The sequence below is a fragment of the Spongiactinospora sp. TRM90649 genome (assembly GCF_029382225.1).
Taxonomy (GTDB): domain Bacteria; phylum Actinomycetota; class Actinomycetes; order Streptosporangiales; family Streptosporangiaceae; genus Spongiactinospora.
This window is the reverse complement of the sequence record NZ_JARLTC010000017.1, coordinates 81,584-104,380: the sequence shown is the minus strand read 5'-3', so window position 1 is coordinate 104,380 and position 22,797 is coordinate 81,584. Positions and strand designations below refer to the sequence as shown.

The window sequence follows — 22,797 nt, the reverse complement described above, 5'->3', positions numbered from 1 at the left end:
TCAGCGGACGTGGGTAGTTCCCAGGATGACGAAGGCGTTGTGCCGTGGGAGGCCGGACATGCTGGTTCGTGAAGTGATGACCACGCAGGTCATCATGCTCCACCGCGATGACGCGATCCGCCATGCAGTCCGGGTGCTCTATCGTCACGGCATCACTGCCGCGCCAGTGGTGAACGACGCCGGTGACCTGATCGGTATCGTCAGCGAACTGGACCTGCTCGGCGGCGAGTTCGAGCCGGACCCGCGCGCTCACGCCGTCCCGGTACATCCGGCCGGCACGCGCCCACCCCGGCGGGTCGCGGAGGTGATGAACCGTGATGTGGTGACCGTGATCGAGACGACGGACATCGTCGATCTCATCAACATCATGATCACTGAGCGGATCAAGAGCGTCCCCGTGCTCAGCGGCGAACGTGTGGCCGGGATCGTCAGCCGCCACGACGTGCTGGGCATGCTGGCGCGTTCCGATGACGAACTGCGCGACGACGTGGTGGCGGTGCTGCGTGAGCACTATCCGTCGGGGCCGGGCTGGCAGGTCGACGTGCGGGAGGGCATCGCCCGCCTGCACGGGCATGCCGCGGATCGTGTCGACGTCATCGCCGATCTTCTCACCCAGACCGTGCCGGGCGTCGTGCGCGTGGAACACACCGGCTGATCTTCGATTCCCGATGACGAGCGTCATCGGGGTCACCCCGCGGCGTCGTTCAGCCTCGCGCGGATGGCGACCGCCGTTTCGCGGATCGCCGTGCGTACCGGCGGAGTGATGGGGCCCTGCACGGAGAAGTCACCGCCCTCGATGCCGTATACGAGCAGCCGGCCGGGGAGCAGGCCGAGCGCGGTGGCCAGGTCGAGGGCGTCGGTCAGGCCCAGTGCGTGCGTACTGCCGCGCCGGAGCTGGGCGCGGCGGGGGTCGATGTCGTGGTGGACGGTGCCGGGCGGCGCTCCCGAGGAGACGGCGTCGATCACGATCGCCAGCCGGGTGCCGCTCCACGTGCTGATCAGGTGCATCGGGTCGCCGGAGCTCTCCGTGATGAGCACCCCTGCCGGCGCCCGCACCAGCAGTCGCCGGACCACCTCCAGTCCGGCCGCGTCGTCGCCGCGGGCGTCGCTGCCGAGCCCGATGACCACCCTTTCAGCGGGCATCGAGGCGCAGGTCGAGGAAATGGGCCGAGCATGAGATGCAGGGATCGTGGTTGCGTATCGCGCGTTCGCACAGCCCGGTCAGCTCGGGGAGGGGGAGGTCGAGCCGGGGTCCGATGAGTTCGCGCAGGTCCAACTCGATGCGGGTCTGGTTCTGCGAGGTCGGTGGCACGATGTCGGCTTCGCCGATCAGGCCGTCCGCGTCGAGACGGTAGCGGTGGTAGAGCACCCCGCGCGGTGCCTCCGACGCGCCGTGCCCGACGCCCGGGACGGGCTCGACGGGTACGGCGGGCGCATCCGGCTCGGTGTAGCCCTCGATGATCCGCAGTGCCTCGTCGCAGGCGTGCACGACCTCTACCGCCCGGACCACGATGCTCTGGAACGGGTTGCGGCAGACGCCGTCCAGGCCCGCGTCCCGCGCGGTCGCCTTGGCCAGCGGCGAAAGCCGGTCGAAGTTGATCGCGTACCGGGCGAGCGCGCCGACCAGATAGCCGGGTGCGCCATCCAGCCGGGCCTTGCGCGCCGTCGAGTACGACACCTGCTCCTCCACCACCCGTGTGGGCCATTCCCACAGGTCGAAGCTGGTGCCATCACTGATCGTCGGTCTGCCCGACAGGATGGCGTACTCCTGCGGATGCCTAAGGGCGAAGAACCGGTAGTCGTACTCCACATCGGGGAAGTCGAAGGCGGCCACCCAGGCGGCGGTGGCCAGGGCGTGTTCGCGCGCCCGCCGCAGCCCTTCCGCCACCGGTATCAGTTCCCGGGGGTGGGGCACCCGATAGAAGCCCCCCAGGCGCACGTTGACCGGGTGGATGGCGCGACCGCCCAGAGCCGCCACCAGGTCGTTGCCCGCCTTCTTGAGAGCCAGGCCGCGCTCCAGGTGTTCCCGGTGAGACGTGGCCATCGCGAAGCCGCTGTCGAATCCCAGGAAGTCGGGTGCGTGCATGAGGAAGATGTGCAGGGTGTGCGACTCGATCCATTCGCCGTAGTACAGCAGCAGGCGCAGGTCGCGGAGCGGTCCCGTCACCTCAACCCCACAGGCCGCCTCGATGGCCTGACAAGCGCTCATCTGGTACGCCACAGGGCAGATGCCGCAGATGCGGGCCGTGATGTCCGGCGGCTCGCTGTAGGACCGGCCGCGCAGCAACGCCTCGAAGAAGCGCGGTGGTTCGTAGACGCGCAGTTCCAGGTCGGTGACACGCCCGTCGCGGGCGCGTACCAGCAGTGTGCCTTCCCCCTCGACCCGGGCGAGCCCGCCGAGCCGGATCGTCTTATGCGTCACCTTCGGTCCCCACTGCCTCTTCGGCTTCTTCCGACGCGCGGAGGAACGGCTCCTCGGTTGCGTTGAAGGTGCGGTAGACACGCACCAGATCGGCATCGCTCATGCCCAGTTCCCGCAGCCGGGCGTCCAGGGCCCTGCTGTTGGGCGTCTCGGTGGGGCCGAAGCAGCCGTAGCAGCCCCGGTCGCTGGCCGGGCAGAGCGCGCCGCAGCCCGCCTGGGTGACCGGGCCGAGGCAGGGCGTGCCGTGCGCCACCAGAACGCAGACATTGCCGCGGATCTTGCACTCGACGCACACGCTGTGACCTGGGACGACGGGACGCCGACCGGCCAGGAACGCGGTGATGACCTCGATGAGCTGCCGTTTGTCGATCGGGCATCCGCGAAGTTCGAAGTCGACCGGTACGTGGGCGGATATCGGAGTTGAGCGGTCGAGCGTGGCGATGTACTCCGGGGCGGCGTACACGACGGCCGCGAACTCCCGCACGTCGGCGAAGTCGCGCAGCGCCTGGACACCACCCGCCGTGGCACAGGCCCCGATCGTGACCAGCCGCCGCGAGACACGGCGCACGTGCTGAATACGCTGCGCGTCCTGCGGCGTGGTGATCGAACCTTCCACCAGCGACAGGTCGTAGGGGCCCGGCCCGACGGCGCTCGACGCCTCCAGGAAGTAGGCGATGTCCATGGCGGACGCCAGTGGCAGCAGGTCCTCCTCGCAGTCGAGCAGGGTGAGCTGGCAGCCGTCGCAGGAGGCGAACTTCCACACCGCCAGCCGGGGTGTCGCACCTGGCGCGGTCCGTTTCACAGCTCGCTCACCGAGAGCAGAGCGGCCGCCCGGTCGTACGTGACCACGGGGCCGTCGAGGCACAGCAGCAGTGGTCCGAGCTGGCAGTGACCGCAGCGGCCGACACCGCACTTCATGTTGCGCTCCAGCGACATCGCCACCCTCGCGGGTGACACGCCGCGTCGCACCAGGTCGGCGGCGATGGCGCGCATCATCACCTCGGGCCCGCACACGTAGGCGGCGGTACGGCGCGGCTCGAAGACGATCCGGCCGACGAGCGCGGTGACCATGCCGACGGGCCCCTCCCAGGCGTGGTCGGGGTGGTCCACGATCACCTGGACGTCGATCCCCGCGCGCCGCCAGGCGTCCAGCTCACGCGGGTAGAGCAACGTCATCGGAGTCCGGGTGCCGACGATCAGGCTGACCCGGCCGTAGCGCGAACGGCGCGCGGCCAGTTCCCGGACGACGGGCCGCAGTGCCGCCAGCCCGAGCCCGCCCGCCGCGACGATGACGTCCATCCCGGCCGCGCCCGGTACGTCCCAAGCGGTGCCGTAGGGTCCCCGGAGTCCGACGAGGTCACCGCGACGGGCATGGCACAGAGCGCGGCTGACCGCCCCCACTGCTCGGATCGTCTGCTGGTAGCCGCCCGAACGGGCCCACCCGCTGATCGACACCGGGATCTCGCCCACGCCCCTCGCGTAGATCATCGTGAACTGGCCCGGCAGGAACGGCGGGCACGCGCCTTCGACGGGGGCCAGCGTCAGGCTGACCGTGTCGGCCCGCACCGGACGGCGTGACCGCACCCGGTACGGCAGCGGCGTCATCGGATGCACGCCAGTTCCTCGGTGACGTCGATGCCGGTCGGGCACCAGGTGATGCATCGGCCGCAGCCCACGCACCCCGACATGCCGAACTGGTCGTACCAGGTCGCGAACTTGTGGGTCAGCCACTGCCGGTAGCGGGCGAGTCCCGACCCGCGCACGTGGGTGCCGCTGACCTCGGAGAAGTCCAGGGTGAAGCACGAGTCCCAGCGTTCGGAGCGTTCGACGACCTCTCCGGTGAGGTCGGTGACGTCCTCGACCGTGCTGCAGAAGCAGGTGGGGCAGGCCATCGTGCAGTTGGTGCAGCTCAGGCAGCGTGCCGCCACGTCCGTCCAGCGTGGGTGGTCGTGGGCGGCGGGGAGCCAGTCCTGGATTCCCTCGGTGTCCACGTGGCGTCCCATGCGGGCGGTCGCCGTCCGGGAGACCTCCCGTGCGGCTTCCACGTCGGCGTCCGTGGCGCCGCCGGTGGGGATGCGCGCGATGATCTCGGCGCCGCGTTCGCTTCCCGTCTCGATCAGGAACCGGTGCGGCGCCGACAGTTCCGTCAGGGCCAGGTCGTAGTGGCTCATGGCCCTGGGACCGGTGCCCATGGAGGCGCAGAAACAGGTGCCCCCGGGCACCGCGCAGTTGACCGCGACGAGGAACAGCGCCTCGCGCCTTTTGCGGTAGACGGGGTCGGGATGTCTTCCCCCAAGGAAGACCCGGTCCTGCACGCCGATGGCGGCCAGATCGCAGGCACGGATCCCCAGCAGTGCGATTCTGGGGGGTTCGGGCTGGTCCTCCTCGAAGTCCTCACCGTGCGTCCGGACCAGCGGCTGCCGCGGCGGCTGAGTGTAGCGCTTGGCCGAGTCGGGACTGGCCGCGAAACCGAACAGCATGTCGTCGCCGCTCGCCGTCAAACCGTAGCGGCCGGGCTCCTGCACGTCCGTGACCCCGGCCGGTAGTTCCGCGGCCGAGGACAGCTCTGCCATCCGGATCGCCCCGGACCTGACGGTCGGACCCACCACGGCATATCCCGCCGACAGCAGCGCCTCGATGAGCGGCTGGATCGACGGTGTCACGACGGTCTCCACGAGCGGCCCCCTCCGCCTTCGGACAACGGCTTCGGTATTCCCTGTTCGGCCAGTCTGGATGCGGTGACCTGCGGTGATTCGAAGCTTTGACGCTTCCAAGGGGTCGCTGAGGGATTCTCCGTGATTGCGCGGGGCGATACAAGAGACCGCGATGTTCTGCACGGTGTACGGCGGGGGCGATTCGCGATGCGCAGCCGGCACCGGTCATGGGCCGACCCCCCGGGAGTGGACCCCGAGGAGGCGGCCGAGTCGCTCCTTCGGGATCTGCGCACCTCGTCGCGAGGGCTTTCCGGCATGGAGGCGCGGCGGCGGCTGCTCCAATTCGGCCCCAACGAACTGCGCAGGCGCGGTGCCCGGCGACTGCCGCGCGAGCTGGCCCGCCAGCTGACTCATCCACTGGCCGTGCTGTTGTGGGTGGCCGCGGCACTGCTGCTGATCGTCGGATCGAAGGTGGTCGCGGCGGCCGTCGTCACGATCATCGTGCTGAACGCCGCCTTCGCCTTCGCGCAGGAGCTCCAGGCCGAACGGGCGGTGGAGGCGCTGGCGGAGTACATCCCCCAACGCGCGAAAGCGGTACGCGACGGCAAAGTCAGTGAGATCGACGCGACCGAACTGGTGCCGGGCGACATCGTCGTCATCGCGGAGGGCGATAAGGTCGCGGCCGACGTACGGCTGCTTTCGGGCGCCGTCGAAGTGGACATGGCCGCGTTGACCGGAGAGTCCGTCCCCACCCTGCGCTCGGCCGCCGAACAGGACGTCGGGGTGCCTCCGCTGAGCGCGCACGACCTGGTCTTCAGCGGTACGGCGTGCACGGGCGGCGAGGCGCGCGGGGTGGTGTTCGCCACGGGTATGGCGACCGAACTCGGCCGCATCGCGGCTCTGTCCGAACGGGGCGAACAGGAACCCAGTCCGCTCGAACGACAGGTCAGGCGGGCCGCATGGCTCATCGCCGCGGCCTCGGTGGCACTGGCGGCGGCGTTCGTCCCGCTGGCCGTCTTCAGCGCGCACCTGCCTCCGGTCGACTCCCTGGTCTTCGCGGCCGGATTGCTGGCCGGGATGGTCCCGGAGGGGCTGCTGCCCGTCATCACGCTGGCACTGGCGGTGGCGGTGAAGGCCCTCGCCGCGCGCGGGGCCCTGGTCAAGCGGCTGAGTGCGGTGGAGACCCTCGGGTCCACGGATGTCATCTGCACCGACAAGACGGGCACCCTCACCGAGAACCGCATGCGACCGACGGCCGTCTGGACCCTGGCGGAGACTCGGGAGTTCGACGCTGACCAGGACTCGCCGCCGACCCCGCCGGGCGGTTGCCTGCGATCGGCGGCCCTGATCGCCATGGCCTGCAACAACGCCCGCCGCGAGCCGGACGGCCGGCTCGTCGGCGATCCGACCGAAGCGGCGGTGCTGCTGGCCGCCCGCGAACTGGGAGCCGATCCCGACCCGGCGCGGCGGGAGGCCGCGCGCCGCTGGCAGTTCCACTTCGATCCCCAGCTCAAACTGATGTCGACCGTGGATCAGCACGGCGAGTCCGTCGCCGTGCACACCAAAGGCGCCCCCGAGGCGCTGCTGCCCAGATGCGCGACCTTCCTCGACGCGGGAGGGCGCGTCTCACTTCTGAGTGAACACGATCACGACGTCATCTCCCGCAAGGTCGTCGAGTTCGCCTCCAAGGGGCTTCGGGTCCTGGCCCTCGCCGAACGGACCATACCCGCCGGGGAGGAGCCGCCGCACCGTCGCGCTGACGCGGAACGCGACCTGTGCTTCGTCGGCCTGGTGACCATGCTGGATCCGCCGCGCCCCGAGGTGGCCGACGCCGTCTCCCGATGCAGGACGGCCGGAATCCGGATCATCGTGATCACCGGCGACCACCCGCTGACGGCCGCCGCCATCGCCAGGCGCGTCGGCATCGTGGGCGACCATCCCCGGATCGTCACCGGGGCCGAGCTCGACCGGCTGACCGAGCGGCAGATCGGCGACCTGGTGCGGGACGAGCCGGAAATCCTTTTCGCCAGGGCATCACCCGAGGCGAAACTGCACATCGCCGATGCCCTGCGCGAGCAGGGGCACGTCGTGGCGATGACCGGTGACGGTGTCAACGACGCCCCCGCCCTGCGCAGCGCCGACATCGGGGTCGCCATGGGGCGTTCCGGCACGGACGTCGCCAGGGAGGCCGCCACCATGGTGCTCACCGACGACAACTTCGCCTCTCTCGTGGTCGCCGTGGAGGCGGGGCGGCGCATCTACGACAACGTGCGCAAGTTCATCGTCTACATCTTCGCGCACGCGACACCCGAGGTCGTGGCCTTCGCCGTCTTCGCGCTGGGCGGGGGGCTGGTGCCGTTGCCGCTGACGATCATGCAGATCCTCGCCTTCGACGTGGGCACCGAGACGTTTCCGGCACTGGCGCTGAGTCGTGAGCCGGCCGAACCCGGGATCATGAACCGTCCGCCCCGGCCGAGGACCGAGGGAGTCATCCGCCGCTCGATGCTGCTGCGGGCTTGGTTCTTCCTCGGCGCCATAGTGGCCGTCCTGCAGCTTTGCGGCTTCTTCTATGTCCTCATCCGGGCGGGGTGGTATCCCGGAGCGCCGACGGGCCCGGGAACGCCTTTGCATCACGCGTATCGCCAGGCGACCACCATGGCTTTTCTCGGCATGATCGCCGGCCAGGTCGGCACGGCCTTCGCCGTCCGGACCGAGCACGCCGCACTGCGGTCGGTGGGCGTGCTGTCCAACCGCTACCTGCTGGCGGGCATAGCCGGTGGCCTCCTGCTCGCCGCCGGGTTCGTCTACCTTCCGCCCTTCCAGGCCCTGCTCGGCACCGCCGCCTTGCCGCCTGTCGACCTTGCGCTGCTCCTGCCGTACCCCTTTGTCGTGTGGGGCGCGGACGAGGTCAGGCGCCACCTGGTCCGTCGCAGGAAGGCACGGAGTTCCCAGGTGAGCGGGTGTGGGTAGCTAACGGAGTGCTGGGCATCGCATTCGGGGGACTGAGATGACTGGACATGTCACCGTGGGCACCGATGGCTCGCGGCAGGCGACGATCGCCGTCAAATGGGCGGTCGAGGACGCCGTACGGCGCGGAGTCGGGCTGCGGATCGTCCACGCCTGCGAAGACTGGGCGTATGACCTTCCCTACCGTCCCGTCCCGAAGGCCCCCACCGCGATGTCCACCTACTGCGAGGGGCTTCTCACCGTGGCCGCCGACCTGGCCCGCGGGCAGGCCCCGGGGCTGGAGGTGACGACCCGCCTGGTCGCCGGTCCCGTCGTCGGCGTCCTCGCCGAGGAGTCCGAGCGCGCCGCGCAGATCGTGGTCGGCGGCCGTGGGGCGGGCGGGTTCGTCGGCATGCTGCTCGGTTCGGTCGGCAACGGGCTCGCCGGGCACACCGTGTGCCCTCTGGTCGTGGTCCGTGGCGCCCAGGACAGCGTGCAGGGCCAGATCGTGGCGGGGTTCGACGGTACGGGACACTCCGAGGCCGCTCTGGAGTACGCCTATGAGGAGGCGGAGCGGCGGGGTGCGGGGCTGCGGGTGGTGTTCGCCTGGCAGGCCGCGATCCTGGCCCCCTACGCGAGCGGCTACGCGCGGTACCTCGACGACCTCTTCACCATGGGGGAGCGCACGATCAAGGAGAAGCTGGCCCCCTGGATCGAACGTCACCCCCGGGTGCCGACGATCATCACGGCGGTCTGCGATCATCCGGTCACGGCCATCTGCGCCGCGTCCAAGGAGGCCGATCTGGTCGTGGTGGGCACCCGCCAGATGGGCCGCTTCGGTTCGGCGCTGCTGGGCTCGGTGAGCCGTGGCGTCCTGCATCACACGAACTGCCCGGTCGCCGTGGTCCCGCACCAGCGTCCGAGCTGACCGCGCTCAGCCGACGATCATCCGCTGTTCGGGGTACTCCTGGCGGGGGACTGTCTTCGCCTCTGGCCCACGTCGGTGGTGACGTGTCGTGGTCAGCCGAGCAGGCATTCGGTGCCGTAGGATGGCGAATCCGGCGAGCGGCCGGAATGGCCCGCTGTCGCGCGACGGTGACGGCATAGAGATGCCATGACTGTCGTCACGGACCCGACGATGTCGGGGAGTGGATGTGCGTTTCCAGCCCGGCCAGCAGTGCTTGGAGTCCGAACTCGAACGGGTCCCCAGGCGGGGTCATGGCGGAGTCGATGCGGGCCCGCAGTCGGGGCAGGGTCTGGGCGATCGCCACTATTTCAGCCATGATCCCTTGGAGCTCTTTGTCGGCGTCAGCGCCGCTTCGTCGTAGGTGCGCCTCCCAGGCTGCCTGCGCCGCGTGGCCCTGCGCGGCGCCGATCACGAACATGAGCACGGTAGCGGCTGCCTGGTCGGCCTCGGCTTGGGTGAACCCAGCCGACTCGTAGATTGTCAGGGATTTCTCGTCGAAGCGGGCCTTGTTGGGGCCGTAGATGAGGTGCGTGCTCATCGCCGGGATCAACCAGTAGTGCCGCACGACCATGGTGTACGCTCCACGCGCCAGCGATGCGGCGGCTTCCCGCCATCCAACTCCGGCGGTTTCGGGCAGTGGAATCTCGCCGAACACGTGGTCGGCGGCGAGGACCACCAACTTGTCCTTGCTCTTGACGTGGTAATACATCGCCGATGCGGCCGACCCAAGGTGTGTGCCCAGACGGCGGATGTTCAGCCCGTTCACGCCTTCGGCGTCGAGTACCTCGACGGCTGCCCGGACGATCTGCTCCTTGGTCAGCATGCCACCCAGCCTAGCGATGGTTGATCTTAGATCGAGATCTCCGCTACGATGTTGAACTAAGTTCAAAAGCGCCGAGAGGAGATCTCCCGTGTTCCTCGTTGCCGCCCTGCAGTTCCTGCTGGCCCTGACGTACCTGGTCGTTCCGTTGGCTGGTCACAGGTATGGGGCCGCCGCCCAGAAGGCGGCTGATGCAGAGATCCAACGACAGGGCCACAGCCCCGCCGTATTGACCAAGCACGGCCTCGACTTCACCGCTGGCAACGCCAGCGTGATGGTGTCCGTGGCGATCGCCGTAGGTTTGGCGACGCTTGCCGTGCTGAATCTGTTCGATCGGCCAATGATCACCTGGATCCTTCAGCCCATCCTGCTGATCGCCGGCGGCTTCGTCACCACCGCCCAGGTTTTCGTCGTCCGCTATGTGGAGGCCGCCTTGCGCAAGTCCGGCACAACCGACATCGATGCCAAGTCGCTGATTGAGTCGGCGAAGGTCGCTTTTCCCGGCTGGTTCCATCCGCTAGTCCTGGCGCGATTCCTCCTCACGACCGCAGGCTCGCTGGTCATCCTGCTCTTGCTTGCTGTTTCCTGACTGGGGTTGAGGGGCCCTGCCGGCGAGTAGCAATTCTGTGGACTGCAACGCGGGTCGGACGCTCGGGCTACATGACGCGCGATCATCAAGGGCTGGACGCATCGCGCGTGGCCGGTCTGGCGGGCTGGTGCTACATTCCAGGCAGCAGAGAATCGCGCCCCTGCCGGGGCACAAATGTCGGTGAGCCGGGAAGCCTGGTCGGCCCGCGACCTGCACAGGTCGCGGAGCTAGGAGGTCACTTCCCGATGCGCAGGACCGCGATCTTTCTCACTCGCAGGGATACTCGCCCCGCTCAACGGCGGCACCCGGCCCCGTCGGCGCCTGCGGCGTCACAGGGGCGGACGAGTCGGCACCGGCGACTAGGGGGCCCGGCCCGGCACCCGGTACAGATCAGGGCGGGCGCACAATGAACGGCGCGGCAGGACCGGTCATCGAGGTGGCCGGGCTGAGCAAACGCTACGGGGACGTGCGCGCCGTCGTCGATGTCGGACTGACGGTGCAGGCGGGCCAGATCTATGCTCTGCTGGGCCTCAACGGCGCCGGCAAGACGACCTTGATCCGCATGCTGCTCGGCATGATCGCACCCACCACGGGAACGGTGCTGGTGCTGGGGGCCGATGTCCCGGCCAGGGACCGCTCCGCCTGGGCGAAGGTGGGATATGTGGTGGAGGCGGCCGCCGCCTATCCAGAGCTGACCGTGCGCGAGAACCTGGAGGTGGTTCGTCGGCTCCGCTGTCTGCCGGGCAGTGCCGATGACATCATCGAACGGCTGGCGCTCGCCCCGTACGCCGACCGCCGGGCCCGCACCCTGTCGCTCGGCAACCTGCAACGCCTGGCCCTGGGCAAGGCCCTCATCCACGCCCCCGCGTTGCTCATCCTCGACGAGCCCGTCAACGGCCTGGATCCCGCCGGCGTCGCCGAGATCCGTACCCTGCTCGCCGACCTGGCCCACCGGCACGGCACCACGGTTTTCCTGTCCAGCCACCTGCTGGCCGAGGTCGCCCGCCTGGCCACCCGCATCGGCATCCTGCACCACGGCCGCCTGCTAGGCGAGCACGACGCCGACCAATTGGACCGGCACCGCCGCCGTCACCTGCGCTTGGCCACCCGCGACGACGCCAAGGCCCAAGCGGTCCTGGCAGCGCACGGCTACCGGTCAGATTCCGCCGCCTCGGCCGGCCTGGTGATCACCGACCCACGCGCGCTGGCCGGGCCGGAGGTGATCGCCACCATCCTGGTGCAGGCGGGAGTGCCACCCACCGACCTCCACCTGCACGAGGAGGATCTCGAAACGTTCTTCCTGCGCACCATCGACCTGAACCCGCAGGCCGCACCCAGCCCAGGCACAAGCGCAGGCACTCGATCAGAGGATGGAAAGGGGGCCGCAGGTGCGTGAAGCACTGTGGGCGGAACTGCGCAAGGCACGGCGTAGCCGCCTGCCCTGGATCACCACGCTGGCCTTCACCATCGCCGCGCTGGTGTGCGGGATGTTCATGTTCATCCTGGCAGATCCCGCCCGGGCCCGGGCGCTCGGACTGCTGGGCGGCAAGGCCCAGCTGGCCGGGGCTGATGCCGACTGGCCCGGCTATCTCGCCCTGCTCGCCCAAGCCGTCGCGGTGGGCGGCCTGGGCGTCTACGGCCTGATCGCCATCTGGCTGTTCGGCCGAGAGTTCAGTGACCGCACCGCCACCGACCTGCTCGCCCTGCCCACCTCCCGGACCGCCATCGTTGCCGCCAAGTTCACCGTCGCCGCAATCTGGGCGCTGCTGCTGGCCTTCCTGCTCGCCGGGCTCGGCCTACTGATCGGCGCGCTGCTGGGCTTGCCCGCCTGGTCGGCGCCGACGGCGATCGACGGCCTCATGCGCCTCTTCGCGGCGGCCGCGCTCGCGGCGCTCACCACCACGCCGCTGGCCTTGGCCGCGAGCATGGGGCGCGGATATCTGGCCGCCGTCGGCGTCCTGTTCGGCCTCGTCTTCGCCTCCCAGGTGATCGCCGCGCTTGGCTACGGCGGTGTCTTCCCCTGGTCGGTGCCCGGCCTCTACGCCGGCATCACCGGATCCGGTCAGGACCCGCCGGGCCTGCTCGGACTGCTGCTGGTGGCGCTCACCGGAGCGGCCGGTGCCGTGGCGACGGCCGCGTGGTGGAACCGCGCCGACCATACCCGCTGACCCGGTGGCGGGCGCGGCCCTCTGACCTCAGCCGCGCCGGCGGATCCTGCGGGTGACGGTGCCGTACCAGGCCGGGACCTCACGCTCGTCGTCGAACCAGCGGGCCACCACGATGTCGGTGGAGGAGTGCAGCAGGATCGAGGCGACGATGGTGACGGCGACGACCTGGAAGACCTGCTGGGCGGTGGCGATGCCGGAGGCCAGGACGAGCAGGCCGTAGACGACGGACGCGAATCCCTTCGGGCCGAACCAGGCCACCGCCGCCTGTTCGCGGACCGACAGCCCCGAGCGCAGGAACGACAACCAGATCGCGGCGGGCCGGGCCACGATCAGCGCGCCGATGGCGAACAGCCAGCCCTGCCAGCCGACCGCGCCGAGCAGCGCGGGACTGATGAGCGCGCCGAACACCAGCAGCGCGGCGAGTTTGAACACTTCGGCGATGAGCTCGCCGAAGTGCTCGAACGACTGGCGCTGCCGTGGTCCGAAGGTGGCGACGGTGATACCGGCCGCGAACGCGGCCAGGAACAGGTTGCCGTGCGTGGCCTTGCCGAGCGCGAGCACGAGCAGCCCGATGGCCAGGGCGTTGAGCGGCTCGTACTGGGTGGAGGCGGAGAACCAGCGGGTCTGTTCCAGCTTGATCGCCGCCCACGGGACGGCGATGCCGATCACGATGCCGAGGCCGAGTTCCAGTCCCAGCTCGCCGAGGTGCAGGTCGGCCGAGCCGGAGGCGACGGCGAGGAAGAGGATGACGAACGGCAGGGCCAGGCCGTCGTTGACGCCGGATTCGACGTTGAGCAACTGCCGCAGCCGGGGCGGCACCTTCTCGTTGCCCACCAGGGCGGCGGCGAAGACCGGGTCGGTGGGGGCCAGGATGGCGCCGACGAGCAGCGACTCGATCCAGCCGAGGCCGAGCAGCCAGTGCGCGCCGAGGGCGGTGATGACCAGGGTGAGCGGCAGGCCCCAGCCGAGGGCGCGGCCGGGCAGCCGCCAGGCGCTGCGCAGATCGGCCCAGCCGACCCGCATGCCGTCGGTGAACAGCACGGTGAACAGCGCCAGTTCGGCCAGCGTGGCGACCAGGTCGTCGCCCGGTCGCAGAGAGATCAGGCCGAGCACGCCGTCGCCCAGGACGAACCCGGCGACCAGGAACAGCGCCGCGGTGGACAGGATGGTGCGGTGGGCCAGGCTCGACAGCAGCACCGCGACGAGCAGCAGTCCGGCGAAGGCCGTCAGCAGGGTGATCACAAGGGGTGTCCTTCTAGGCCAGGTAGCGGAACCACAGGTAGGGCACGCACATGGCGATGGTGATGGGGGTGATGATCAGTCCGTATCTGGTGAACTGCCAGAAGCTGATCGGGGTGCCGTTGCGCGCGGCGATGCCAAGTACCACCACGTTGGCCGCGGCGCCGACGGCGGTGGCGTTGCCGCCCAGGTCGGCGCCGAACGCCAGCGCCCACCACAACACCTGCGCCGGGCCGTCGCCGCCGTTGGCGCCGACCAGTTCGGCGACGATGGGGCTCATGGTGGCCACATACGGGATGTTGTCCACGATCGCCGACAGCCCGGCCGATGCTCCCAGCAGTCCCATGGTGGTCAGGCCCAGCCGGTCTTCGGTGGCGCCGGCGGCGGCTTGGGATATCTGGCCGATGACGCCGGTGTTGACCAGCGCTCCGACCATGACGAACAGCCCGGCGAAGAAGGTCAGGGTGGGCCACTCGACCTCGGCGATGGCCTCGTGGGTGGTGACCTTGGTGGCGGCCACCAGGATTCCGGCGCCCAGGACGGCCACCACGGAGGGCTCATAGTGCAGGACGGGGTGCAGCACGAACGCGGCCATGACGACGGCCAGCACGACCAGGGACTGCCACAGGAGCCGCCGGTCGCTGATCGCCTCCCGCTCGTTCAGCGTCATGATCTCGGCCGCCCGTTCCGGGTCGTAGCGGAACGCCTTGCGGAAGACGATCCGGCACAGTCCGATGAAGGCGGCCATCAGGACGATGACCATCGGCGTCATGTGGATGAGGAAGTCGTTGAAGCTCAGCCCGGCCCGGCTGGCGATGATGATGTTGGGCGGATCGCCGACGAGGGTGGCGGCCCCGCCGATGTTGGAGGCCATCACCTCGGCGATCAGGAACGGGGCGACCGGTACCCTCAACCGATCGCAGACCAGGAAGGTGACCGGCGCGATCAGCAGGACGGTCGTGACGTTGTCGAGCAGGGCCGAGGCGCTCGCGGTGATCACCACCAGGAGCACCATCAGCCGGTATGGCCGGCCGCGGGCCTTCTTGGCGGCCCAGATCGCCAGGTACTCGAAGACCCCGGTCTGCTTCAACACCCCGACGATGATCATCATGCCGAGGAGCAGGAAGATGACGTTCCAGTCGATGCCCGTGGACTCGGCGAAGAACGCGGTCTCGGCGTCGGTGGCGTGGATCAGCAGCATGAGGCCCGCGCCGCCGAGGGCCGCGGCCACGCGGTGGATCTTCTCGGTGGCGATCAGGGCGTAGGCGCACAGGAAGACGGCGATCGACAGCCAGGCGACCACGCTCACTGGGCGATGAGCCAGTCCATGAGGGCCTGCAGGGTGACCGCGCCGAGCAGCCGTCCGTCCTCGACGACGGCGACGAGCGGGCTGTGCGTGCGGGCCATCAGCGCCGCGAGCTCCAGGACGGTCGCGTCCGGGTCGGCGATCGGCAGCTTGCGTTTGTCGCGTGGCAACGCGGCGCTCACCTGCCGGTCGGCCAGGGCATCGAGGAAGCGGTCGGCATGCGCCTCGTCCACGACCCGGGCCAGCGCCGGATCGTCCAGGCAGTACTCGGGCACGGCCAGCCGCAGGACCTGGGGGCCGGGCAGGATGCTGACCGGGCGGCCGGCGCCGTCGACCACGATCAGGCCGGGCAGGTCCTGGTCGGCGAGTAAGCGGGCGGCCTCGATCACCGGGGTGTCGGGGGTGACCGTGGGGAAGTCGGACAGCAGCGCGCGTGCATGCATGACGGGTGTCCCTATGGGTCGACGGCATGATCGCCGACCAGACTTCCCGGCACACCTATCGATACCGTATCAAGACCCGCCACCATGCCAATGGTTCGCGCGGGCGATACTCGATCAAAGCCCGGGCCGCACCGCTGTCGCCGGATGGCGCGCTCTGGCCTGCGACGCCGAGTTCGACCAGGTCGAACCTACGGCCAGCCGAGCGGGTGGGAACCGTCCGCAGGCTGTTCACCTGCGGCTTCGTTGAAGGCGGCCATCGCCTCGATCAGCGCCGTGCGATGCTGTGGGGCCATCCGGGAGACGATCGAATCGATCTCCTCGCGGCGCCGGGTGGTGACCTCGTCGACCAGGCGCCGCCCATCGGCGGTGAGCCGCATCAGCGTTTCGCGGCGGTTTACCGGGTTCACTTCGCGGACGATCAGACCGGCCGAGGCGAGGCGATCGGCCATCCGCATGGCCGTCGAGGAATTGACGTCCAGCAGTTCCGCCATCGTGACGAGTTTGGTCTCGCCGTGCCCGGACAGCACCACCAGCATGCGGAACTGCGGCAGCGTCACTCTTCCCTCGACCGCCGCCAGGGAGCGGGCGGCGATGCCGACGAGCACCCGCGAGCCGGTCAGCACACCCGAGGTGACCTGGTCGAGCTCCCGCATGAGCCATTTCTATCTCATTCCATGCGGTCCAGGGCCTCCGGTGTGGTCGTGAAGATCTGGAATCGCGCGTTCAGGCCGGTGACGGCCAGCAGTCTGGCCAACTGGCCGCCGACCGCGGACAGCGCCAGGCTGCCGCCGGCGGATTCGGCCAGGGATAGGCCGCTGAGCAGGACCGACAGGCCGCTGGAGTCACAGAAGGTGAGGCCGCCGGTGTCGACCACCAGCGTCGGAGAGCCGAACTCGGCCAGCGCCACGCCCAGGCAGTCACGTAGCGTCGGCGCGGTGGCCAGGTCCAGTTCCCCGCTGAGGCGGATGACCACGGCGGTGCCGTGCCAGTCGATGTCGACGGTGAAGTTCTCCATGGTGGTGTCCTTCAGTAGCCTTGCCGCCGCAGGAACAGCATGGCCGCGTCATCGGCCAGCGGCCCGCCGGCATGATCGAGCAGGTCTTCGCGGAGCGCGTCGAGGGCCTGCTGGGGATCATCGCCGCCCAGCGGCCCAAGACGCTCGGTCAGCGGGTAGAACCGACCGGCCGGATCACGGGTCTCGATCACGCCGTCGGTGTAGAAGAGGATCTGGTCCTGCTCGCCGAAGCCGCAGTTGTACGGCTTGGGCGTCGCGGGGGCCAGCGAGGCGAGGCCGAGCGGCAGGTTCTCCTCCGGTGGGACGATCACGGTGATGTGCCCGTCGCTGCGCAGGAGGATCGGGGCGGGATGGCCGCAGTTGAGCAGAGTGATCTCATCCTCGGTGACCTCGGCCAGGATGGCGGTGACGAAGGATTCCGCGCCGAGGTGGCGGGCGAGGGTGGCCTCCAGGCGCTGGGCGACGCCGATCAGGTCGGCTTGGTCGTATGCGGCTTCGCGGAACGCGCCGAGCACCCACGCGGCGGTTTCGACGGCCTGCAGTCCCTTTCCCTGCACGTCGCCGACGATCAGCCGGACTCCGGCCGGGGTCGTGACCACTTCGTAGAGGTCGCCTCCGATCCGAGCCTCGGCGGAGGCGGAGGTGTAGGACAGGGCCAGCCGGAGATCCCCGGCGCGTCGCGGGACCGGTCGTAGCAGCACCCGCTGGGCGGCCTCGGCTACCAGCTTGAGGTTGGCCAGTTCCCGCTCACGCTGTAACCGCAGGTGGCTGGCGAGCATGCTGGCGCAGGTGACGCTGAGGATGGTGGCGATCGTCAGGTTGTTCTGCCACTTCAGTAGCGTGCCGTTGTAGGCGGCCAGCGGGATGCAGAGGGCCAGCGCCGTCGCGCCGATGAACGCGGTACGGCGGACGCTGCCGAACACGCACGCGAACGTCGGCCCCAGGATGAGCAGCGGCAGGAAACCCAGCGAGGGCCCGGCGATCAGGTCGCACGCCGCCACCGCCGCCATGGCGGCGAAGGGCAGGACGCGCAGCACCGTCTGCGACCGCGCCGGTCCGCGTCGCCTGGAGGTCGCCAAGATGATTAGCCCCTGCTCATCGCGGCCAACGCCTGCTCGACAGTGGAGCGGTCTTCAGGACGGTGGTACGGTCCACGGCTCTGCGTTCGACCGGACAGGAGTTGCCTCTGGCGGCGTCACGTGTCTTCGGGCGGCGTGGCGGGGGTGATTCCACCGGGAACCTCCGGGCTGCGGGCATGCTTCTGCGTCCGCCGACCAGACTTCCCGGCACCCCTTGGGGGTCTACCGTAGCGAATTATTGCCCAGTGCAACAGTTCACGCCGGGCGCCGCACCCGGTCTCGGACCGCGGTGTGGGGTGGCACCAGCCGGAGCCGTCCGATGCGGGCGCGCCTCAAGCGCCTCACCTCAGTCAGTACGTGGTTCTATCGGGCCGTGGCGGCTCCGACCACATGACTGAACCCGCGAAAGGAGCGGCGGTCCACCCGCTCGATGGCGAACCCGGCCGCCGATATGGCCCTTAGCGGGACACGGTCGAGGTGACACCCGCCTCCGGCCAGCGCCCACAACGGGCTGACCAGGCTCTGCGTCAACGCCAGGGGGGCGACGGCCGATCGTGCGTGCTCGTAAAAGCGCAGCTGCCCACCTTGCCGTAGCAGCCGGCGGACCTCCGCGAGGGTCTGAGCCACGGGCGCGCGGCACAGCACCAGCGAGCACACGACGGCGTCACACGACCCATCGGGCAGCGGCACCGCCGCCGGAGTGCCGTCGATGATCTGAACGGTACGCGGCAGGGTATCGGCGACCTGCTGGGCGGCGGATCGAAGGTAGAAGTCCGGCTCGACGAGGATGATCTCGTCGACGGCCTCCGGGTAGCACAGGAGCTTGACTCCGTCTCCCGCGCCGAGCTCGATCACCCGCCCGGCGAGACCTCGCATCAAGCCGTGTCGTTCGGCCGTCGGTGTGGTTCCGGCTCGAATCGGCCTGGGGTGGTGGAACTGCTCCATCCCGGCACCCATGACGGCACTTATGAGCGCACCGTCGTCCGACGGCTGAATGGGGGCGAACGCCATCATGGGTTCACTATCGGCCATGATCCTTTCGCGCGCCAGAGCCATGGCTCGATGGTGAAGATCGCGGCCATGTCGGCGGCCAGTGACCTGCCTGTGGACGGATCATTTTATTTACGATACCGTTTCGTAAAATAAAAAATGAGGTGAGGCCAGTGGACACGGATGTCCTGGTGGTGGGCGCGGGGCCGGTCGGCCTGGCGCTGGCGTGCGCTCTGCTGCAGCACGGCGTACGAGTGCGGGTGATCGACAAGGCCGCGGGGCCGGCGACCACTTCGCGGGCGAACTTCGTGCACGCGCGCGGCTCGGAGGTGCTGGACCGTCTGGGAGCCCTGAGCGGCCTGCCGGAGGAGTCGGTTCGGGCGATGACCATCACCACCTACGCCGGTGACCGCCCGATGATGAGGATCCGGTTCGGCGACCCCGGGCTCGGCACGGCCGCCCCGCCAATGGTGATCTCCCAGGCCCGGGTCGAGGCGCGGCTGCGTGAACGGCTGGCCGAACTGGGCGGCCACCCGGAGTGGGGCTCGGCGCTGGTCGAGGCCCGGCAGGACGCCACCGGCGTCACCGCGACCGTCGCCGACGGCCGTAGCATCCGTGCGGGCTGGCTGGCAGGCTGCGACGGAACCGGCAGCACCGTGCGCAAGCTGGCGGGCATCGGCTTTCCCGGCGTCAAGGTCAGCGAACGGTTTCTGCTCGTCGACGGCCGTCTGGACCCCGGGCTGGACCGCTCGGGAACCAGCGGCTGGGCCCACCCCGACGGCGTGCTGGGCGCCATGCCGATGCCGGGCGACCAGTGGCGCCTGCTCGCCTACGACGCCGGCTTCCGCGACGACAAGCCCTCCGAGGAGCAGATCGCCGACCGGATGCGGCACATCCTGCCCGCGCGCACCGGCCTGTCCGGCATCCGCCTGTACGACGTCACCTGGGCGTCGCTGTTCAGCGTGCACCGCCGCCTGGCCGACACCTACCGCGCCGGGCGCGTCCTGCTGGCCGGCGACGCCGCCCACGTGCACGCGCCATTCGGCGGGCAGGGCATGCTCACCGGCCTCGGCGACGCCGAGAACCTCGCGTGGAAACTCGCCCTGGTCGTGCGAGGCCGCGCCCAGGAGGCGTTACTCGACACCTACCAGGCCGAACGCCGCCCGCTGGCCACCGCGGTACTGCGCGGCAGCACCGCGGCCACCAAACTCAACATCGCCGCCGGTCCCATCGGCCGGTTCCTTCGCGACCAGGTGCTCATGCGGATCTTCAGCCGGCCCTGGATCCAGCGCTGGACCACCTACTCGACCTCCCAGCTGTGGGTGAGCTACCGGCGCGGCCCGCTCGGCGGGCGGGGGCGAAAGCCCCGCCCCGGCGACCGTCTCGCCGACCTGCCCTGTGAACGGCCCGACGGGGGACGCACCAGGTTGCACGCGGAACTGCGCGGCCGCTGGGCCGTCCTGGGCGATCGGGCGGCCTTCGAGGCGGCCCGGCGGCGGCTCGGCGACCGGGTGGTCCACCTCCAGCGACCGGGACCGGCCATGCTGGTGCGCCCGGACGGGCACCTGGCCGGCAAGGGCGGTCCGGCCGACTTCACCCGCTGGCTCAACGAGGCCCTCGGATGACCGCCGTCCGGGGACGCGGACGCCCTCGTGATCCCGAGACCGATGCCGCGATCCTGCGTGCGGCGCTGGACCTGTTCGTCGAGCACGGCGTCGAGGGCACCAGCATGGAACAGGTCGCCAAGCGCGCCGGGGTCGGCAAACTCACCGTTTACCGCCGCTGGAGCAGCAAGGAAGAGCTGATCGCCCAGGCCGTCGAGCAGTGGGTCGACGCCGAAGTGGTCCCGTCCGCCGCCGACGTGGACGCGCTGCGGCCACAGGACATCATCGAGCATGTCCTTCCGGCGGCGGCCCGGATGACCGCCGATCCCGGTTTTCGAGCGCTGGTCGCCCGCATCATGGGCAGCGCCGTGAGTCATCCATCGCTGATGGCCGTCTACTGGAGGCGCTACATCCTGCCTCGCCGTGAGCTGGCCGCCGCGATGCTCCGGCGGGCCCAGCAGGACGGCGCGGTGGCGCCGGACGCCGACCTGGACGTGATCATCGACATGATGGCCGGCGCGGTGACCTACCGCGTCCTGCGACCCGACCCCCCGGACTCCGAGGAGATGCTGCGCTACCTCACCGCCGTCTACCGTCAAGCCGGCCTTCTCCCCACACGCTGAACGCCCCTCGATTCGGGCAGATGAACCGGGCCAGGACAGCCGCCGTCAGGGCGCCTGGGCCGGGCTCGCCAGCTTGACGAGGTGCCCGCCCGTGACCGCCTCGTGCCGGGGCCGCGACACCAGGTCGGTCATCCGGCGCGCGGCGACAGGGCCGGCGGGCGCCATCGCCAAGTGGCGTTGCCATCGGCGGCGATTCCCGCACGCCACAGGGGCGCGGGCGTCAGGCCGATCATGGTCACCATCGCGCGGTAGGCCGCCCTTGAGGTGGTCCGCCGCCCGTCGGCGCGTGCTCCGCGGGCGATGGCCTGAGTACGTGGGCGGCGTTCGGTGTCATAGCGGCGCAGCGCGGCATCGATCGAGCTCTCACCGGCGAGCGACGCCGCGAGCACGACGGCGTCCTCCAGCGACTGCCCGGCCCCCTGCCCCCGATCGGGGCTCATCGCGTGCGCCGCGTCCCCGAGCAAGGCCACCCTGCCACGGACATAGCCGGGCAGCGGATCCAGGTCCCGGATATCGATGTGGATCACCGCGTCGGCCGGTGTGGCCTCGATCAGCGCGGGGATCGGATCGTGCCAGCCGTGCAGTCTGCGGGTGAGGTCGTCCTTCTCGCGATCGCAGCGGACGCCGGGAGCGTCGGCAACGGTGACATAGGCCCAGTAGGCCCGCCCGCGTGCGACGGGGTGGATGAGGAAGTAGCCACCCGGACCGAGCGTGATGCTGCCCGGAAGATCCGCCACCTCGGCGATGCCCAGCCAGGCCGTACGCCCCAGGAACCGCGGTGGCGTCTGCGGCCACACATGACGGCGGATGGCGCTGTTGATGCCGTCAGCGGCGATGACCACGTCGGCGCTCATCTCGGTCTCGCCGTAGCGGACGCTCGCCCGCGTGCCGTCCTGGCGCACCTCGGTGACCTCGCGATCCGTGCGGATCCAGCCGGACGGCACCGCGTCGGCCAGCACCCGGTGCAGGTCGGCGCGGTGAAACGCCACCATCGCGGTTGGGTCATCGAGCCGGGCGCGTTGCAGGTAGCGGCCGTCCGGGGTGCGCAGGTTACCTGAGGCGTGGGTGGGCACGCCGACGGCGCGGGCCTGCTCTCCGACGCCGAGTTCGGCCAGCGCGCGCATCGCGTTGGGGGCCTGGGACATGCCCGCGCCGATCTCGCGCAGTTCGGGCGCGCGCTCCAACACAACGGCCCGCCAGCCGATTCGATGCAGGGCCAGCGCGGCCGCCAGCCCGCCGATGCCGCCGCCTACCACGATCGCCTGCCCGCTCATGTGGTCTCGCCGTCCTTCCCGTGGCCCGGCCGCAGCGCGGGCGCCTGATCGAAGACCGCGGCCATCCACTCGAAGGCCGCGTGCGCCTGACGGATCCGCGTGGCGCGTTCTCCGGCCTGTCCGACCATGTCCAGGCCCTGTTCGGTGATGTCGAGGAACGCGGTGATCCCGGCGATCTGCCGATGGATCACGACCGTCCAGGCGTCCTCGGCCATTCGGTAGTAGACGGTCCGCTCTCCAGGGCGGGTCCGCCACGTCAGGAAGCCCATGCCGGTCAGCAGGCGGAGGTTGGAGGTCAATGACGCGCGACTGGCGCCGATGGCCGCACTGATCTGACCGGCCGACTGCTCGGGCGGGTCACAGGCCATCAGCCAGCCCAGCACCCGTCCAGCGATCGGCGGCACACCGTCACGCGCCAGGTACATCGCCACCCGTTCCACCCAGTGCAGCAACGCATCCTGATCGGTCATGCCCACCCCCTATTTCAGTTGTTTCAGTATTAACTGAAACTCATGTATCGATCAACCCTGGTTTTGGGCTGGGGCACGCGGCGAAGGGCGTGGCTGACCGGTCGGCGGCGCGCCCAAGCGTCTATCGCGCTGGACACCCGATCAGCGGCCAGCTCGGAGAGGCGCCCTGATGGTCCCGGATGCGGCGT

General features: G+C 69.9%; 24 protein-coding genes. 9 read left to right on the top strand and 15 right to left on the bottom strand.

Translation table 11 applies throughout. The annotated features are described in order from the left end of the window. Positions 1-58: 58 nt before the first annotated feature. The gene (locus tag P3X83_RS21590; protein ID WP_277306968.1) at positions 59-655 is read left to right on the top strand and encodes a CBS domain-containing protein; all 597 of its coding nucleotides are present in this window, start codon (positions 59-61) and stop codon (positions 653-655) included. Positions 656-687: 32 nt separating this feature from the next. Here P3X83_RS21590 and P3X83_RS21585 read toward each other — a convergent pair whose 3' ends face one another. The 5 genes from P3X83_RS21585 to P3X83_RS21565 are packed head-to-tail and all read right to left on the bottom strand — an operon-like array spanning position 688 to position 5,085. Then, the gene (locus P3X83_RS21585) at positions 688-1,143 is read right to left on the bottom strand and encodes a hydrogenase maturation protease (RefSeq protein WP_277306967.1); all 456 of its coding nucleotides are present in this window, start codon (positions 1,141-1,143) and stop codon (positions 688-690) included. Next, on the bottom strand, positions 1,133-2,422 hold the full coding sequence (locus P3X83_RS21580; RefSeq protein WP_277306966.1) for a nickel-dependent hydrogenase large subunit: 1,290 nt from the start codon (positions 2,420-2,422) through the stop codon (positions 1,133-1,135). Before P3X83_RS21580 ends, P3X83_RS21585 begins: the two co-directional genes overlap by 11 nt. Further along, complete coding sequence (locus P3X83_RS21575) at positions 2,412-3,224, bottom strand: oxidoreductase (RefSeq protein ID WP_277306965.1); 813 nt, start codon at positions 3,222-3,224, stop codon at positions 2,412-2,414. Before P3X83_RS21575 ends, P3X83_RS21580 begins: the two co-directional genes overlap by 11 nt. After that, complete coding sequence (locus P3X83_RS21570) at positions 3,221-4,027, bottom strand: FAD/NAD(P)-binding protein (protein ID WP_277306989.1); 807 nt, start codon at positions 4,025-4,027, stop codon at positions 3,221-3,223. Before P3X83_RS21570 ends, P3X83_RS21575 begins: the two co-directional genes overlap by 4 nt. Then, positions 4,024-5,085 (bottom strand): 4Fe-4S dicluster domain-containing protein, encoded by a 1,062-nt coding sequence (locus P3X83_RS21565; protein WP_277306964.1) that lies wholly within the window; start codon positions 5,083-5,085, stop codon positions 4,024-4,026. The genes P3X83_RS21570 and P3X83_RS21565 overlap by 4 nt, the downstream gene beginning before the upstream one ends. A 198-nt stretch (positions 5,086-5,283) precedes the next feature. Between P3X83_RS21565 and P3X83_RS21560 the strand changes: the two genes are divergently transcribed. Beyond that, complete coding sequence (locus tag P3X83_RS21560; protein ID WP_277306963.1) at positions 5,284-8,046, top strand: cation-transporting P-type ATPase; 2,763 nt, start codon at positions 5,284-5,286, stop codon at positions 8,044-8,046. A gap of 37 nt (positions 8,047-8,083) precedes the next feature. Continuing rightward, positions 8,084-8,950: a universal stress protein gene (locus tag P3X83_RS21555; RefSeq protein WP_277306962.1), complete on the top strand. Its 867-nt coding sequence runs from the start codon at positions 8,084-8,086 to the stop codon at positions 8,948-8,950. Positions 8,951-9,146: 196 nt separating this feature from the next. Here the strand turns inward: P3X83_RS21555 and P3X83_RS21550 are convergent, their stop codons facing one another. Next, positions 9,147-9,812 (bottom strand): TetR/AcrR family transcriptional regulator C-terminal domain-containing protein, encoded by a 666-nt coding sequence (locus P3X83_RS21550; RefSeq protein ID WP_277306961.1) that lies wholly within the window; start codon positions 9,810-9,812, stop codon positions 9,147-9,149. Between the two features lie 88 nt (positions 9,813-9,900). On the opposite strand from P3X83_RS21550, the gene P3X83_RS21545 reads away from it, so the two are divergent. From P3X83_RS21545 to P3X83_RS21535, 3 genes are all read left to right on the top strand, one after another. Then, the gene (locus P3X83_RS21545) at positions 9,901-10,398 is read left to right on the top strand and encodes a hypothetical protein (RefSeq protein WP_277306960.1); all 498 of its coding nucleotides are present in this window, start codon (positions 9,901-9,903) and stop codon (positions 10,396-10,398) included. 406 nt (positions 10,399-10,804) lie between these two features. Beyond that, on the top strand, positions 10,805-11,794 hold the full coding sequence (locus tag P3X83_RS21540) for an ABC transporter ATP-binding protein (RefSeq protein ID WP_277306959.1): 990 nt from the start codon (positions 10,805-10,807) through the stop codon (positions 11,792-11,794). Then, the gene (locus P3X83_RS21535) at positions 11,787-12,566 is read left to right on the top strand and encodes an ABC transporter permease (protein ID WP_277306958.1); all 780 of its coding nucleotides are present in this window, start codon (positions 11,787-11,789) and stop codon (positions 12,564-12,566) included. The genes P3X83_RS21540 and P3X83_RS21535 overlap by 8 nt, the downstream gene beginning before the upstream one ends. A gap of 27 nt (positions 12,567-12,593) precedes the next feature. Here the strand turns inward: P3X83_RS21535 and P3X83_RS21530 are convergent, their stop codons facing one another. The 7 genes from P3X83_RS21530 to P3X83_RS21500 all read right to left on the bottom strand — a co-directional run bounded on the left by P3X83_RS21530 (position 12,594) and on the right by P3X83_RS21500 (position 18,524). Next, a complete protein-coding gene (locus P3X83_RS21530) occupies positions 12,594-13,808 on the bottom strand; it encodes a cation:proton antiporter (RefSeq protein WP_277306957.1) in 1,215 nt (404 codons plus the stop codon). 13 nt (positions 13,809-13,821) lie between these two features. Beyond that, positions 13,822-15,114, bottom strand: coding sequence for an ArsB/NhaD family transporter (locus P3X83_RS21525; RefSeq protein WP_277306956.1), 1,293 nt, complete (start codon positions 15,112-15,114; stop codon positions 13,822-13,824). Continuing rightward, a complete protein-coding gene (locus P3X83_RS21520) occupies positions 15,111-15,554 on the bottom strand; it encodes a CBS domain-containing protein (RefSeq protein WP_277306955.1) in 444 nt (147 codons plus the stop codon). The genes P3X83_RS21525 and P3X83_RS21520 overlap by 4 nt, the downstream gene beginning before the upstream one ends. A gap of 188 nt (positions 15,555-15,742) precedes the next feature. Continuing rightward, the gene (locus tag P3X83_RS21515; RefSeq protein WP_277306954.1) at positions 15,743-16,207 is read right to left on the bottom strand and encodes a MarR family transcriptional regulator; all 465 of its coding nucleotides are present in this window, start codon (positions 16,205-16,207) and stop codon (positions 15,743-15,745) included. 14 nt (positions 16,208-16,221) lie between these two features. After that, entirely contained in the window at positions 16,222-16,569 is a 348-nt protein-coding gene (locus P3X83_RS21510) for an STAS domain-containing protein (RefSeq protein ID WP_277306953.1), read from the bottom strand. A gap of 11 nt (positions 16,570-16,580) precedes the next feature. Continuing rightward, a complete protein-coding gene (locus P3X83_RS21505; protein ID WP_277306952.1) occupies positions 16,581-17,648 on the bottom strand; it encodes a PP2C family protein-serine/threonine phosphatase in 1,068 nt (355 codons plus the stop codon). 363 nt (positions 17,649-18,011) lie between these two features. Further along, on the bottom strand, positions 18,012-18,524 hold the full coding sequence (locus P3X83_RS21500) for a class I SAM-dependent methyltransferase (RefSeq protein WP_277306951.1): 513 nt from the start codon (positions 18,522-18,524) through the stop codon (positions 18,012-18,014). Between the two features lie 54 nt (positions 18,525-18,578). Here P3X83_RS21500 and P3X83_RS21495 point away from each other — a divergent pair, with 54 nt between their 5' ends. Genes P3X83_RS21495 through P3X83_RS21485 form a run of 3 tightly spaced genes read left to right on the top strand, consistent with a single transcriptional unit; the run spans position 18,579 to position 20,865 of the window. Next, on the top strand, positions 18,579-18,794 hold the full coding sequence (locus P3X83_RS21495; RefSeq protein WP_277306950.1) for a hypothetical protein: 216 nt from the start codon (positions 18,579-18,581) through the stop codon (positions 18,792-18,794). A 17-nt stretch (positions 18,795-18,811) separates the two neighbouring features. Beyond that, positions 18,812-20,263 (top strand): FAD-dependent oxidoreductase, encoded by a 1,452-nt coding sequence (locus P3X83_RS21490; RefSeq protein WP_277306949.1) that lies wholly within the window; start codon positions 18,812-18,814, stop codon positions 20,261-20,263. Next, positions 20,260-20,865: a TetR/AcrR family transcriptional regulator gene (locus P3X83_RS21485; protein ID WP_277306948.1), complete on the top strand. Its 606-nt coding sequence runs from the start codon at positions 20,260-20,262 to the stop codon at positions 20,863-20,865. Before P3X83_RS21490 ends, P3X83_RS21485 begins: the two co-directional genes overlap by 4 nt. 128 nt (positions 20,866-20,993) lie before the next feature. On the opposite strand, the gene P3X83_RS21480 is transcribed toward P3X83_RS21485, so the two are convergent. Both P3X83_RS21480 and P3X83_RS21475 read right to left on the bottom strand, forming a co-directional pair. After that, a complete protein-coding gene (locus P3X83_RS21480) occupies positions 20,994-22,139 on the bottom strand; it encodes an FAD-dependent monooxygenase (RefSeq protein ID WP_277306947.1) in 1,146 nt (381 codons plus the stop codon). After that, positions 22,136-22,609: a transcriptional regulator gene (locus P3X83_RS21475; RefSeq protein ID WP_277306946.1), complete on the bottom strand. Its 474-nt coding sequence runs from the start codon at positions 22,607-22,609 to the stop codon at positions 22,136-22,138. The genes P3X83_RS21480 and P3X83_RS21475 overlap by 4 nt, the downstream gene beginning before the upstream one ends. Positions 22,610-22,797: the final 188 nt, after the last annotated feature.

Coding starts and splice junctions, on each gene's coding strand:
- P3X83_RS21555 (WP_277306962.1), top strand. CDS start 8,084: ATGACTGGACATGTCACCGTGGGCACCGATGGCTCGCGGCAGGCGACG.
- P3X83_RS21590 (WP_277306968.1), top strand. CDS start 59: ATGCTGGTTCGTGAAGTGATGACCACGCAGGTCATCATGCTCCACCGC.
- P3X83_RS21475 (WP_277306946.1), bottom strand. CDS start 22,609: ATGACCGATCAGGATGCGTTGCTGCACTGGGTGGAACGGGTGGCGATG.
- P3X83_RS21540 (WP_277306959.1), top strand. CDS start 10,805: ATGAACGGCGCGGCAGGACCGGTCATCGAGGTGGCCGGGCTGAGCAAA.
- P3X83_RS21515 (WP_277306954.1), bottom strand. CDS start 16,207: ATGCGGGAGCTCGACCAGGTCACCTCGGGTGTGCTGACCGGCTCGCGG.
- P3X83_RS21510 (WP_277306953.1), bottom strand. CDS start 16,569: ATGGAGAACTTCACCGTCGACATCGACTGGCACGGCACCGCCGTGGTC.
- P3X83_RS21550 (WP_277306961.1), bottom strand. CDS start 9,812: ATGCTGACCAAGGAGCAGATCGTCCGGGCAGCCGTCGAGGTACTCGAC.
- P3X83_RS21480 (WP_277306947.1), bottom strand. CDS start 22,139: ATGAGCGGGCAGGCGATCGTGGTAGGCGGCGGCATCGGCGGGCTGGCG.
- P3X83_RS21520 (WP_277306955.1), bottom strand. CDS start 15,554: ATGCATGCACGCGCGCTGCTGTCCGACTTCCCCACGGTCACCCCCGAC.
- P3X83_RS21570 (WP_277306989.1), bottom strand. CDS start 4,027: ATGACGCCGCTGCCGTACCGGGTGCGGTCACGCCGTCCGGTGCGGGCC.
- P3X83_RS21560 (WP_277306963.1), top strand. CDS start 5,284: ATGCGCAGCCGGCACCGGTCATGGGCCGACCCCCCGGGAGTGGACCCC.
- P3X83_RS21485 (WP_277306948.1), top strand. CDS start 20,260: ATGACCGCCGTCCGGGGACGCGGACGCCCTCGTGATCCCGAGACCGAT.
- P3X83_RS21500 (WP_277306951.1), bottom strand. CDS start 18,524: ATGCGAGGTCTCGCCGGGCGGGTGATCGAGCTCGGCGCGGGAGACGGA.
- P3X83_RS21585 (WP_277306967.1), bottom strand. CDS start 1,143: ATGCCCGCTGAAAGGGTGGTCATCGGGCTCGGCAGCGACGCCCGCGGC.